At 62.4% G+C, this 12,730-nt stretch carries 13 protein-coding genes; all 13 read right to left on the bottom strand.

Annotated features, from left to right (window positions below):
• Nucleotides 1-15: 15 nt before the first annotated feature.
• Complete coding sequence (locus BLR92_RS08725) at nt 16-636, bottom strand: NADH-quinone oxidoreductase subunit J family protein (protein ID WP_089727607.1); 621 nt, start codon at nt 634-636, stop codon at nt 16-18.
• Nucleotides 633-1,559: a complex I subunit 1 family protein gene (locus BLR92_RS08730; protein WP_089727610.1), complete on the bottom strand. Its 927-nt coding sequence runs from the start codon at nt 1,557-1,559 to the stop codon at nt 633-635. Before BLR92_RS08730 ends, BLR92_RS08725 begins: the two co-directional genes overlap by 4 nt.
• Nucleotides 1,556-2,866 carry an NADH-quinone oxidoreductase subunit D-related protein gene (locus tag BLR92_RS08735; RefSeq protein WP_089727613.1) on the bottom strand — a complete coding sequence of 437 codons (1,311 nt, stop codon included), beginning with the start codon at nt 2,864-2,866 and terminating at the stop codon, nt 1,556-1,558. Before BLR92_RS08735 ends, BLR92_RS08730 begins: the two co-directional genes overlap by 4 nt.
• Nucleotides 2,857-3,204 carry an NADH-quinone oxidoreductase subunit A gene (locus BLR92_RS08740; RefSeq protein ID WP_089727615.1) on the bottom strand — a complete coding sequence of 116 codons (348 nt, stop codon included), beginning with the start codon at nt 3,202-3,204 and terminating at the stop codon, nt 2,857-2,859. Before BLR92_RS08740 ends, BLR92_RS08735 begins: the two co-directional genes overlap by 10 nt.
• 201 nt (nt 3,205-3,405) lie before the next feature.
• Nucleotides 3,406-4,149 carry an acylneuraminate cytidylyltransferase family protein gene (locus BLR92_RS08745; RefSeq protein ID WP_089727617.1) on the bottom strand — a complete coding sequence of 248 codons (744 nt, stop codon included), beginning with the start codon at nt 4,147-4,149 and terminating at the stop codon, nt 3,406-3,408.
• Nucleotides 4,150-4,672: 523 nt separating this feature from the next.
• The gene (locus tag BLR92_RS08750; protein WP_245704152.1) at nt 4,673-5,962 is read right to left on the bottom strand and encodes a sensor histidine kinase; all 1,290 of its coding nucleotides are present in this window, start codon (nt 5,960-5,962) and stop codon (nt 4,673-4,675) included.
• A gap of 10 nt (nt 5,963-5,972) precedes the next feature.
• A complete protein-coding gene (locus tag BLR92_RS08755) occupies nt 5,973-6,638 on the bottom strand; it encodes a response regulator transcription factor (protein ID WP_089727621.1) in 666 nt (221 codons plus the stop codon).
• 21 nt (nt 6,639-6,659) lie between these two features.
• On the bottom strand, nt 6,660-7,376 hold the full coding sequence (locus BLR92_RS08760) for a c-type cytochrome (RefSeq protein ID WP_089727623.1): 717 nt from the start codon (nt 7,374-7,376) through the stop codon (nt 6,660-6,662).
• A 32-nt stretch (nt 7,377-7,408) separates the two neighbouring features.
• Nucleotides 7,409-8,179, bottom strand: coding sequence for a copper resistance protein B (locus tag BLR92_RS08765; protein ID WP_089727625.1), 771 nt, complete (start codon nt 8,177-8,179; stop codon nt 7,409-7,411).
• 11 nt (nt 8,180-8,190) lie between these two features.
• Nucleotides 8,191-10,017, bottom strand: coding sequence for a copper resistance system multicopper oxidase (locus tag BLR92_RS08770; RefSeq protein WP_089727627.1), 1,827 nt, complete (start codon nt 10,015-10,017; stop codon nt 8,191-8,193).
• Between the two features lie 164 nt (nt 10,018-10,181).
• Nucleotides 10,182-11,423: a cation:proton antiporter gene (locus tag BLR92_RS08775; RefSeq protein WP_089727629.1), complete on the bottom strand. Its 1,242-nt coding sequence runs from the start codon at nt 11,421-11,423 to the stop codon at nt 10,182-10,184.
• Between the two features lie 105 nt (nt 11,424-11,528).
• A complete protein-coding gene (locus BLR92_RS20075) occupies nt 11,529-11,651 on the bottom strand; it encodes a hypothetical protein (protein WP_281242908.1) in 123 nt (40 codons plus the stop codon).
• Nucleotides 11,652-11,780: 129 nt separating this feature from the next.
• The gene (gene dmeF, locus BLR92_RS08780) at nt 11,781-12,716 is read right to left on the bottom strand and encodes a CDF family Co(II)/Ni(II) efflux transporter DmeF (RefSeq protein ID WP_089727631.1); all 936 of its coding nucleotides are present in this window, start codon (nt 12,714-12,716) and stop codon (nt 11,781-11,783) included.
• Nucleotides 12,717-12,730: the final 14 nt, after the last annotated feature.

The following is a 12,730-nucleotide window of genomic DNA, read 5'->3' on the forward strand; positions in this document are numbered from 1 at the left end:
GCCCGTCAGGCTTCGTCAATGATGATGGTGCTGGTGGCCACCCTCGCTATCTTCCCCTTGCGCGGGCTGGCCCGCCGGCTCGCCGCCCGGCATCAGCCCCGGCGGCACCGAGCCCGTCTCGGCGCCACCATAGCGCCCGCGATGGCTCGACAGCACCACCACGCCGATCATCGTGGTCAGTAGCACGATGCCCGCCGACTCGAAGATCAGCATCGACTCGCCGAGCAGCTCACGCCCCAGCGCGGCTACCGGCTCGAGATCGGCCGGCAGCGGGCGCTCGGGAAACTCGGCGAACAGCGCCATGGCGCCTAGCACCATGAAACCAACCGCGCCCACCGCCATGGCGACGCGCTCCTGGTGAACCATTTTCATCGGATTGAGCCCGGCGGGGTTCATCATGAACATGACCATGAACAGCGCCATGACCATCATCTCCACGGCCATCATGAAGAACATCGCCACGCCCAGGTATACCGCCGTCAGCAGCAGCATGATCGCGCCCACGGCGATGAACGAGACGAGCAGGAAAAACGACGCGCGCACCATCGAGTCGGTGCAAAACACCCGCCAGCCGCTGTAGATCGCCAGCACGGCCAGCAAGAAGAAGGCAATATCGACGCCGATGCCATGGTTCATAACAGCGCCTCCAAGCCGGCCCACACCAAGTCGACAAACGATAATGGCAACAGCACCACCCACATCAGGGTCACGCAACGCTCCGGCGACAATCGCGGCAGCAAACGCCCCGCAAGCAACAGCGCGAGCAGCACCGCGAACATCTTCAGCACCAGCCATAGTGGACCCGGCAGCCATGGTCCCAGCCAGCCGCCGAGAAAGACGGTGGCGGCCACGCCGCTGAAGGCCACCAACATCGCCGCCCGAGCGAGGTTCCAGGCCAGTCGCGGCGGCCCCGACACCTCGGACGCCGTGCCGCCGGCCAGATCGGTCGAGTCGGCCAGGTTGAGCGGTCCCCAGAAGCTCACCCCTAGCCCGACGATCAGAAACAGCGGCAGGCCCAGCGGCTGGCGGATGACATTCCATAGCTCCGCCTGTGAGGCCACTACCTGGGTGAATTGCAGCGATTCGGCGGGCAAGGCCACGCCGATCAGCACGAACATGCTGATCAGGATGTAGGACAACCCTAGCGCCACGTAGCGATAGGCGCCGATCAGTGCCAGCGGCGCATTGGCCGACCAGCCGTGCAGGAAGATCACTACCGTAGCCAGTGCCTCCACGCTGCCCCATAGCACCACGCTGGTGGCCAGGTCGGTGGCGACCAGCGACGCCGACCACGGCACCAGCGCCAGCCCGACCGCTGCCAGCATCAGATAGAGTAGCGGCGCCAGCCGCCACGCCTGCCAGTCCGGCGCCTCGGTGACGTTGGCCGATTGCGTCAGCAGCCAGGCGCCGCGCGCCAGCGGCGCAAGCCAGGCGCTGCCGGCACGCGACAGGCCGAGCGCGCCGGCGATCAGCCGATCCAGCACCGCGACCGCATAGGCGCCAATGCCCAGCGCGAGAAGCACCGTAAGCGTCGGCAACACGAGTTGTTCCCAGATCATGCCCGATACTCCTCGGGCGGCGTCGTGCGCGGCTCGGCGACGCTCGCGTCCAGTGGCCATTCGGAAACCGCCGCCAGGTCCAGGCTGGCGATGGCCGCCAACGCCTCGCCCCATTCGAGCCCTGGCAACAGCTCATCGAGCAAGTGGCTGGCGTCCTGGGGTCGCTGGCCCTCGCGCCAGGGGCCGCGCGGCGTCTCGACGCTGCCCACCTCGCTCGTCTGCACGTCCCGGGCAGCGGCCTGCCTGGCCAGCGCCAACGACTGGTCAATCTCTGCCAATGCCTGCCACCAGCGGGCCCGCGTATTGCCTTCTTGCTGACATACCGGTGTGAAGCCCAGGCGGCGATAATTGGCATCCTCGCTGCGCAGATCGTCGGCCAGTCCCGCGGCTCGCGCGGCGGGCCCACCGATCTGGCGCGCCTGCTCGTCATCGAGCGCAGCGCTGGCCGTCATGGTCAGGTCGAAGAAGCCGCAGCGCGCCAGGCGTCGGCGCAGCCCATCAACACGGCTATCCGGCGTGAGCGATCGCGCCAGGCGCAAGACATGCAGGCCGACGCTCTCGAGGCCAGCGAGCCACAGGCCGTGAAACAGGCGATACAAATGGTAGCGAGCCCGCGCCAGCTCGAGTTCGGCAATCGACACCGGTTGCTGGCGGGCGTCAAAAAACACTGCATCGAGCCCCAGCGGATAGGGCGCGTGCTGCACGGCCCAGGTCTGGACGAGATCGCCTTGCAAGGTGACCTCGGCTTGCATGCCGGGCGGCAACGCCGGAAAGAATGGCCCAAGCCGAAACGTCAGCGAATCGAGCGTGAGGCCATCGCGAAGATCGTCGTGCATGTTCATGGCCATGGGTCGCCCATAGGGCACGCCACCCATCATGCCCTCGCCACCGTGGCCATCGTCGCCCAGCCCTTCCCATGGATTGGGCGGCTCGTCCGGCAGCAAGCGTGGCGAACTGCCACGGCGGCCGAGCATCACGTCACGGTGCGCCGCGATCAGCGCGTCGGACAGGGCGCTGGGGGCGTCGATACGGGTGGCATTTTCCAAACCATCCAAGGGCTCGCTACGCCACCATAGCGTGGCGAAAGGCCGTGGCACTTGATCGTGCACCCGGCGCAATGCCGCATGCTGATCGGGCGGCACGCCACCGGCCACCAACAGCACGCTGGCATGACGCGGCGAACCGACGAGCTCGACGCCCGGATCCAGCGCCAACTCGCGCAGCATGGCATCGCCATGAACGCCCAAGGCGGGAAATACCGGCACCGGCGCGCGCGCCGCCAGGCGTCGCAACCAGCTCACTGCCACCTGAACACTCCCTCGCGCCAGGCGTAGACGATGCCCACCGACAGGATGGCGAGGAACATTCCCATTTCCATCATCGCCATCATGCCCTTCTCGACGAAGACCACCGCCCATGGATACATGAACATCATCTCCATCTCGAAGGCGATGAGCAGTAACGTCATGGGGTAGTAGCGAACGTGATAGCGATTCCAGGCGTGGGTGTCGGGGAGCCCGCCGCCCAGAAACGGCGCGCGCTGGGGATACGTCGGCAACGATTGGCGGCGCACCGTCGGCCACTGCACCGCCAAGCCGGCGCATAGGATAACGAGCATAATGATGAAGAGTGTTAGCAGCTCCATGCGATCCCTCGCGTCGCTGAGCCAACGGCGTAGTATTCAGCCTGGGCCGTCGAGCCATGATCCATTCATAACCCAAGGCTAGACGATGTTTCCAATCCAAGCCGAATGGAGCGGATTTTCACTGACGTAACGAGCCGGAATAGTGTGCGCAACAGTCTATATTTCAGTCACAACATCGTTCATATCGTGGTCGAGCGAAGACTAGTCATTGTCTTTCGAAACACCAAGGGAAAGAAAAGCGCCAGCGACCAGAAAATCAAAATCATCATCAATATCTATCGATGCTTTCTTGTCCATTATGATAGAAAAGCTCGGCGTGACACCGAAAGTTTTCTGGTGATGAAACTTATTCGTATCAACCAGGTATATTGCACCATTCAAGCGATAGAACACTGGCAGATCCTGACTCCTCCTGCCTTCCATCACCGGCTTTAGAAATTCATCCAGGCTGCCATCTCGAGGCAGCGTATTGCACCACAATGGCGGGTGTTCCATTTCACACACTGAAATGACACTGCTCGCCCCGGTGGCATCCATTCTCTCTACCGCCGCCTTGATGTCCTGGACCCTTCGCAGTGGAGATGTCGGCTGCAACAACATTACACGCCGTGACGTGATGCCCTGCTCGGCCAGGGTGTCCAGGGCATGCAGGACCGTGTCCACGGTCGTGGCGGTGTCGCTGGCGAGCTCATCGGGGCGACGGATGGTCTCGACCCGAGCGCGGTCGGCGATATCCAGCACGTCGTCGTCGTCCGTGGTCACAACGACCAGGCTGATTACGCCCGAGGCCTTCGCGGCGTCCAGGGTCCATTGAATCAGCGGTTTGCCGGCCAGGGGCAGGATGTTCTTTCTTGGTAGCCGCTTACTGCCACCGCGTGCCGGCACGATGGCGACGATATCGAGCTGGGTAGTACCAGCCTGTTCCCGGTGTATTGTTGGGCTCATTCGCGATCCCCTATGCCAAGACAATTGGCAGAAATGCAGGGCGTGATAGCGAACGTGGCCACTGTTCCCGGCGTGGGTGTCAGGAAGCCCGACTCCAAGGAACCACGCTCCGATGGCGCATGGACAGCCACTACGCCGCGAGTCCGTCGCCGATGAATGAGCCTAATAACGAGAAGCGTGAGCAGCTTCATACATATCCCTCGTATCGCTGACACAGCCTAAGGCAGAATCTTTCCTGCCCTACGACAGCGTTCAACCTGCCGTGGATGGCCGAAATCCCATTCAGCCATCCATAACGTATCAAACTAGCACGTTTTCCTGAATGCAAGCTGGATTCGATAGCGGGCTCAAACGTGCCTGGGTTGCCCACCCAGGCGAGGCCGCGAAGCAAACGATAGTCTTCTTTAAATTTTCAGGCTAACAAGCTTGTGGAAGGTCAGCCTCTTGGCTGTCGTGCGGGCAGCGCGCACAGGCGTGAATGTGTTGGCGGCAAGAAGATTCGCCACCATTTTCCAGCCGGCCACTAACCGGGGAGTTGAATATGTACGCGGAGGCCGCCCCCTCGCGATGTAAGAAAGGCCAGTTTTCCCGCATATTGGTCGATCAACTGTTTCAATATGGCCAACCCTAGACCATGCCCCGGCGTGCTTTCATCGAGGCGGGAGCCTCGCTGGCCGAGTTGCGATAGCTCGGAAGGTTCTACGCCGGGACCATCGTCTTCGATTTCGATCTTCAGTCCATTATTCGCGTACAGACGGCAAACGATATCCCTGCGTGCCCACTTGCCGGCATTATCCAGCACGATACCCAGTATTTCGCTCAAATCCTGCCGTTCTATTGCCATCGTGTAATGCGCTGCCAGAGACGTCTGCAGTTCGAAGCGCTTGTCGGGATATAGCGTTCCCAGCATGTCGATCAGCGCTTCGGCCTCGCGCACGACGACCGCGTGCTGGCCGCTACCTGGGCCAGCAAAACGTGCCCGACGCAGTTCGGAGTGTAACTGCGCCTGCATGCCTTCGAGCCTGGCCAGCATTTGCCGGCGACGATGGTCGTCGATGGGACGCCTGCCGCGTAATACCTGGGTAACGGCAGCCAAGGGTGTATGCAGCGTATGCGAAAGATTGGCTACCGCTTCGCGCGATCGATTGAGTCTGCGCTGCAATTCATCCATGAAATGATTCAACTGATAGAGCAGGCCATCCAGTTCGGAGGGCGCTTTGAGATCGAGGCGCTCCCGTTGACCCGCCTGAAACTCGGCGAGTTGGCCCTGCAAACGCGATAACGGGCGCAGGCTACGATTGACGGCAATCAGGTTGAGTAGAATCAGCAGCAGCAGGAGCAGGCCCGCAGCACCGCCAACCCACCAATGCAGGCTATCGAGTCCGGACTCCACCGACTCGTAGTCTTCCGCAATCAGCAGCACACCGGCCTGACCATCGATGGTAAATGCCTGGCGGTAGACGAGCAGATGCCGGCCTTGCCAGTGGATATCAATCAGTGCCTCGTTGGCTGAGTCAAGCAGCGGCGTCAAGGGTTCTTTCCAGCGCGGGTGAGACGTGGTGATCTCGCCATCCAGGCGCAGCAGGTAAAGGTGATGAAACACCTGCGAGGCCGGAGAACCGGATGCCACCCCGGGCGAGACCAGCGGTTGGTGTCGCTTAAGTCTCTGGATCGTGTATTGCGCTTCCTGGCGCAGCCGCTCGCCGAGAAAATCGCGGGCCAGATCGCTCAGCAGCATGCCATGCAGTAACCAGGCCACGCCCACCACCACCAGCGCCACCAATCCCAACCGGCTCAAAAGGTGTATACGCAAACTTCTTCGGTCAATGTGAAGGAAAGACATAACCCTGCCCGCGACGCGTTTGGATGCAATCCTTACCCAATAGGCGCCGTAACCGGCCAATATAGACTTCGACCAGGTTGGGCGCCGCGGCGTCTTGTTGTAGCGCGTAGAGTTGATCGAGCAGGCGGGATTTCGAATGCACCCGGTCAGGATGGCGCATCAGGTAGCGCAGCAGACAGAATTCGGTAGCGGTCAACGGCTCCCAGCCCTCGCCACTCCGGCACACCCGTTGGGATACTTCATCGAGCATGACGCCGTTCACGCTCAGCGCCGCTCCCTGGGCACCAGTGCCGCGACGTAACAAGGCATGCAGCCTGGCTAGCAATTCCGCCTCATGATAGGGCTTGGTGAGATAGTCATCCGCGCCGCGCCGTAGACCGATAACCTTATCCTCCCAGCTATCGCGTGCCGTCAGAGCCAGTATCGGCAATTGCCGTCTCTCGTTGCGCCAGTGCTCCAGCAACTCGAGGCCGGAACCATCGGGCAGGCCCAAATCGAGGATCACCAGGCTGTAATCCTCGCTAGCCATCAAGGACCGCGCATCACGCACCCGCGCGGCGATATCGACGCGGTATCCTTCGTCCTCCAGGGTTTCCGCCAGGCTCTCGGCCAACAGGTCGTCGTCCTCGACGAGTAACAGGCGCATGCGTACCTCTCTGGCTACACCTCAGTGAGTATGGCCATCGGCGTAGTGGTCGCTGCTGCCTTTCTTCCCGGTCTCCTGGGCAGCGCCTGAGATCGACGAATCCATCCCGTCCATGTCGCTATGCGAGGCGGCCGCCTGTTTGGATGAGTCGCCCATCATCCCGCTCATGTCGCCATGGGTGTGGTCATGGCCATCATTCCGGGCGTGTCCTTCGCCGGCTCGCTCGCCTGAGGGTGAATCGCCCGGATTCACCAGCGCGGCATATTCCTGCTCGGAGAGCTCGGGCAGTTGCTGCAGGAACGCCACGATCTCCCAGAGCTCTCCATCTTCATGAGTAGCCCCCCAGGCAGGCATGCCGGTCATCTTGATGCCGTGCTTGACGATCCAGAACTGAGCGGCCGGCCCCCAGTGAATCGGTTGTGTCAGGGCGGGGGGCATCGGATTGAGACCGGCGCGCAGGGCCGTCTCCTCGAGCCCGGGTTTTAGATGGCAGGCAGCACAGAGGGCATCGTAGGCTCGCGCCCCCTGCGCAACCATGTCACGGCCATCGAGGTCGGGAACGGTAACATCGCTGGCCTGCGACTCGATGGAGTTATGCATCGTGGTATGGATCACCCATTCCCCTAATGGAGTATGTTCGTCACTCGCCGCCACATCATAGACCCCGCTATAGACGAAGGCGACGCCCCCAGCGGCTAAGGCGATCAGGGCTAGAATCACACCGTAAACCAGTTTCATCTTATTCTCCCAAAAGGGGTGTCACCCACTGTCTAGAACCACATCCGAACGCCAGCGACAACGCCGGCACCTTCCGTCGAGTCACCATCGTCGCGCGTCATGTCGGCGGTATCGCCGTATTGCTTTTGCCAATAGGCGCCGACATAGGGCGCGAACTCGCGGGTGATTTCATAGCGTAGCCGCAAGCCCACACGGGTGGAATTCAACCCTTCGCCGACGCCAAACTCCTCGACCTCGCTCGCCGCCACCGCGACCTCCATGCGCGGCTGCAGGTAGGTTCGTTGCGTCAGGCGCAGGTTGTATTCCGCTTCCAGATCCGCCGAGATATCGCCGTCATCGCTGACCCGCAGCGAGGCATCCACCTCGATACGATACGGCGCCGTGCCCATCAGGCCCAGCACGGCGAAGATTCGCTCGGGATGATCGCCGGATGCGATACCGCCCTGATAGCCGATGCCGCCCTGGAGCTCCCAGAAGTCGGCGATCAGATAACTGTAGAGTAGATCGAGCGACTCGAACTCGGCACCCTCGTCGTCGCCCTGCACGTTCTCGCCCTCGCCCTTGATATACACGCGGTGAAAGTCACCGCCATACCAGCCCTGAAAATCCCACGCCACGGCCTCTTCGTTGTCATCGGCCCAGACGTACTCCAGGCGGTCGACGAGAAACTTGCCGAAATAGTGCTCCGTCATCGGCGTGCCCCAGCCCGGGGGAGCGTCATAACCGTCCTCGGCATACCCACTTGCGGCGAACGTCATTGCGGCCAGGGACGCGACCGCCATCAGAGGCGTTCTGTTGTTCATCGGTTGGCTCCTCAGGCGACCTTGACGACGCGGAACATGCCGGCATCCATGTGGTAGAGCAGGTGACAGTGGAACGCCCAGCTTCCCGGTGCATCGGCGCTGATCAGGGCCGATACGCGTTCGCCGGGCTTGACGTTGAGGGTATGCTTGCGCGGTATCAGTTCGTTGCCGTTCTCCAGTTCCATCCACATCCCGTGCAGGTGAATGGGGTGCTCCATCATGGTGGTGTTGACCAGGATCAGGCGCAGCCGCTCGCCATGTTCGAAATGGATGGGGCCGTCGACTTCGCTGAACTTCTTGCCATCGAACGACCACATGTAGCGCTCCATGTTGCCGGTCAGCTGCAGTTCGAGTTCGCGCCTGGGCGGGCGCCGGTCCGGCCAGGGCGCATAGGCCCTGAGATCGCTGTAGACCAACACGCGGCGCTCGGTGCTATCGAAGCCTATGCCGGGCTCATCGTAGCGCGAGCCGGACTGCACCGCTCCTGCCGGCAGTAGGGTGCTGCCTCCAGCGGAGTGATCCATGCCTTGTATGCCGCCATTCATTCCGGAGTGGTCCATACCCTGCATGTCATCCATGGAGGAGTGATCCATGCTCGAATGGTCCATGCCCTGCATGCCATCCATGGCGGAATACTCCATGCCTTGCATGTTGCCACTCATATTGGAGTGATCCATGCCCGCCATGGCCATACCACCATGCGCGACCATCGCCTCCATGCCGCGGTCGTCGATCCTGCGCAGCTCGGGTACGGGGGCGACCATGCCCAGACGGGGCGCCAGGGTGCCTCGCGCATAGCCGCTGCGGTCCATGGACTCGGCGAATAGCGTGTAGGCGTGGTCCGACTCGGGCTCGACGAGCACGTCGTAGGTCTCGGCCACCGCGATGCGGAACTCCTCGACGGGCACCGGCTGAACCGGCTGGCCATCGGCGGCGACCACGGTCATCTTCAAGCCGGGGATGCGCACATCGAAATAGCTCATCGCCGAGCCATTGATCACGCGCAGTCGCACCCGCTCGCCCGGTTTGAACAGCGCCGTCCAGTTATCACCGGGCGCATGGCCATTCATCAGGTAGGTGTAGGTGCTGCCGGTCACGTCGGCGATGTCGCGCGAGCTCATGCGCATCTCGGCCCACATCGTGCGCTGGGCCAGGGTATCGGCGAAACCGTTCTTTGCCACGTCAGCGAAGAAATCGCCAATGGTGCGCTGCTGGTCGTTGTAGTACCCCTCGGCCACTTTCAAATGTCGGAAGACCTCCATGGGATCTTCGTAGGTCCAATCGGTTAGCAGCAGCACGTGCTCGCGATCGTAGGAAAACGGTTCGGGCTCGGCGGCATCGATGACCAGCGGGCCGACGTGACCGACCTGCTCCTGAAGCCCCGAGTGGCTGTGATACCAGTAGGTGCCGTTCTGATTGACGGGAAAGCGCGCGGTGAACGTCTCGCCCGGCGCGATGCCCGCGAAGCTGAGCCCCGGCACGCCATCCATCTCCGCCGGCAGGATGATGCCGTGCCAATGTACCGAGGTATCCTCGTCGAGCAGGTTGGTGACCTTCAGCACCGCATCCCGGCCTTCGCGCAGGCGAATCAGCGGGCCGGGGCTGGTACCGTTGAGTGTGATGGCGCTGGTGCGCCTGCCCGCGATCGGCAGCGTCTCGCGGCGTACCGCGAGAGAAATCTCGCGGCCCTGCTCAATCCCCTGCGGATAAACGTTGCCTAGCCCGGCGGGATTGGCCCAGGCGGGACGCAGGCCCAGCGCGGCGGTGGACAAGCCCAGCGCGGAGGCGACCTTGAGCAACTGGCGCCGGGACAGCGTGGATACGGGAGAAGATGCCATGACACGGTTCCTGATGAGAGAGAATCGGAGCACGTAGAGTGGCGGCCAGTATGCGAAGGTAGGCTGAAACCAGGCTGAATATCCCGGCGGCCATGCAAAAAATCGCCCGCAGGCGGCGGTATCATCGAGTTACCCAACGAGGCCGTTGGCAGGCCTCGCGCGTCTCACTCCTTCTGCCCACCGAGCACCCGGGTCACAACACGTCCGATGGTCAGCCCTTGGACAAAAATCGAGAACAGCACGATCAGGTAGGTCACTGTCAGCAGGACATCGCGCGTCTCACCGTCCGGCAAGGCCAGCGCCAGAGCGACCGAGATGCCTCCGCGCAGGCCGCCCCACGTCAGGATCCGCACTGCGCCGCGCCGAAATCCCAACTGATCGCGTAGCAGCATGACCGGTCCGCCGATGATCGTGAAACGCACCACGAGAATGGTCATCACCAACCCGGCGCCGACCCAGAGATGCGCCAGCTCGAAGGGGATCAGCAGGACCTCGAGACCGATGAGCACGAAGAGTAGCGTGTTGAGAATCTCGTCGATGAGTTCCCAGAAGGCATCGAGATGCTCGCGCGTAGTATCCGACATCGCGCTCTGGCGTGCCTTGTTGCCGACCAGCAGGCCGGCCACCACCATGGCGATGGGGCCCGAGATATGCAGATGCAGCGCCAGGGAGTAGCCGCCCAATACCACGGCCAGCGAAATGAGCACTTCGATGCGGTACTCGTCGATGCTGCGCATCAGCCAGTAGGCCAGGGTACCGATGGCCAGCCCCAGCAGTATGCCGCCTCCCGCTTCCTGCAGGAACAGCTTGCCGGCGTGCATGAAAGTCAGCGCCTCGTCGCCCGAGGCGGCGCCGAGCAACAGCGTGAAGACCACCACGGCGACACCGTCATTGAACAGCGACTCGCCGACGATGCGCAGTTCGAGATCCACCGGCGCATTCGCCTTGCGCAGAATGCCCAGCACCGCGATGGGGTCGGTCGGCGAAATCAGCGCACCGAATACCAGGCAGTACATCCAGGGCACCGCGAAGCCGAAGGCGCCAAGCAGGGCGTAGGCTGCCGAGCCGATGATCAGGGTCGAGATCACCACGCCCAGCGTGGCCAGAAAGCCTATCGACCAGCGGTAGTGCCGCAACCGATCGAGATCGATGTGCAGGGCGCCCGCGAACAGCAGCAGCGAGAGCATGCCATCCATCAACAGCTCATTGAAGTCGATACGCGATATCAGGGACTCGGCCTGGTTTTCGATGGCGGACAGCCCCAACCACGCCAGGCCATGCATGCCCCAGGACAGGGCCAGGGCAATGGCCATGACACCGATGGTGGTGGGCAGGTGGATGAACTGATGGTTGAACCAGGCGAGTATTGCCGTAAGCGAAACGATGATCGCGATCAGTTCGAGCATGGGAAAGCTTCCTTGCCGAAACGTCTCGGGCACAAGCACATGAAAGCGCTGCCTTGGCAGGCGGCGTCAGGCCAGGCGCGGCCGGCTGACGGGGTTTCCAGCGCGTTATTGGGTGTTCTCTTCCGCCCCTTGCTCTTCGGCTGCCTGGCCCTCATGGGTCTGGCCGGTGGTGGCATTTTCCGGTGTCGGCTCGAGCGTGGCAGCCAGTACGAACTTGCGTGTTTCCATGATCCAGCCTCCTCACCTCCGTTGAGTCGCAAGCAACCATTGCACTACCCAGCGTAGTCGGCCAAGGCCGCGACGGCAGGCACGGCCAGATTGCAATAGCCATCGACACCGTTCCTACCAGTAATGGCTTCAATCACAACGTTGCACCTCGATCGTGGTGTGGACCACGCCCGCATGCCGGGGAATGCATTCCTTGTAGTACGAGGGCTCCCGCGGTTGGTGGGTCACCACGCTCAGGGCCGCCGCATGAATCCCGGGGCCGATCTGCCAGACATGCAAATCGGCGATCCGATCATCGCCTTCGCCCTCGATCGCCTCGCGCACCTGGGCGCGCACCGATGGGTCGCTGCGGCGATCGAGCAGTACGCCGCTGGTGTCCTTCAACAGCAGCCACGCCCAGCGAATGACTAACGCGGCACCCAATAGGCCGATGGCGGGATCGAGCCAGACGGCACCGGCATACTTGCCGACGAGCAGCGCCACGATCGCCAGCACGGAGGTCATGGCGTCGACGATCACATGCAGATAGGCGGCACGCAGGTTGTGATCCTCGCCGGGGCGAATGGCGTGGTCGTGGTCATGGTCATGATGCGGCCGATGAGCAAGGCCGTGGCCGCCGAGGATTAGCGCACACAGGACGTTGATTGCGAGCCCCGCGATGGCCACCGCAATCGCCCAATCGAACTGAATGGCGACCGGACTGATGGCCCGCTCGATGCTCTCCCAGGCCATGATCACGGCGAATCCGACGAGCAGCAGCGCCCCGGTGAACCCGCCCAGTGAATTGACCTTGCCCGTGCCAAAGGAGAATTCGGGGTTGCGTGCGTGCCGGCGCGCATAGATGTAGGCGAAGGCCGCAATGCCCAGACCCAGCGCATGCGAGCCCATGTGCAACCCATCGGCCAACAGCGCCATGGAACCGAAGGCGACCCCGGCGGCGATCTCGATGCCCATAGTGACTAGGGTGATCGCTACGACCAGCAACGTTCGGCGCTCGCCGGCCTGGGGGCTGTCCTGGCCGAAGGTGTGATCGTGTTTCCAGGGCTCGAGATTCGTCGTATGCATGACGTCTACCTGTG

Origin of the sequence: Modicisalibacter muralis (genome assembly GCF_900102945.1) — a bacterium.
GTDB lineage: Bacteria > Pseudomonadota > Gammaproteobacteria > Pseudomonadales > Halomonadaceae > Modicisalibacter > Modicisalibacter muralis.

Coding starts and splice junctions, on each gene's coding strand:
- BLR92_RS08725 (WP_089727607.1), bottom strand. CDS start 636: ATGAACCATGGCATCGGCGTCGATATTGCCTTCTTCTTGCTGGCCGTG.
- BLR92_RS08730 (WP_089727610.1), bottom strand. CDS start 1,559: ATGATCTGGGAACAACTCGTGTTGCCGACGCTTACGGTGCTTCTCGCG.
- BLR92_RS08740 (WP_089727615.1), bottom strand. CDS start 3,204: ATGGAGCTGCTAACACTCTTCATCATTATGCTCGTTATCCTATGCGCC.
- BLR92_RS08745 (WP_089727617.1), bottom strand. CDS start 4,149: ATGAGCCCAACAATACACCGGGAACAGGCTGGTACTACCCAGCTCGAT.
- BLR92_RS08755 (WP_089727621.1), bottom strand. CDS start 6,638: ATGCGCCTGTTACTCGTCGAGGACGACGACCTGTTGGCCGAGAGCCTG.
- BLR92_RS08760 (WP_089727623.1), bottom strand. CDS start 7,376: ATGAAACTGGTTTACGGTGTGATTCTAGCCCTGATCGCCTTAGCCGCT.
- BLR92_RS08765 (WP_089727625.1), bottom strand. CDS start 8,179: ATGAACAACAGAACGCCTCTGATGGCGGTCGCGTCCCTGGCCGCAATG.
- BLR92_RS08770 (WP_089727627.1), bottom strand. CDS start 10,017: ATGGCATCTTCTCCCGTATCCACGCTGTCCCGGCGCCAGTTGCTCAAG.
- BLR92_RS08775 (WP_089727629.1), bottom strand. CDS start 11,423: ATGCTCGAACTGATCGCGATCATCGTTTCGCTTACGGCAATACTCGCC.
- BLR92_RS20075 (WP_281242908.1), bottom strand. CDS start 11,651: ATGGAAACACGCAAGTTCGTACTGGCTGCCACGCTCGAGCCGACACCG.
- dmeF (WP_089727631.1), bottom strand. CDS start 12,716: ATGCATACGACGAATCTCGAGCCCTGGAAACACGATCACACCTTCGGC.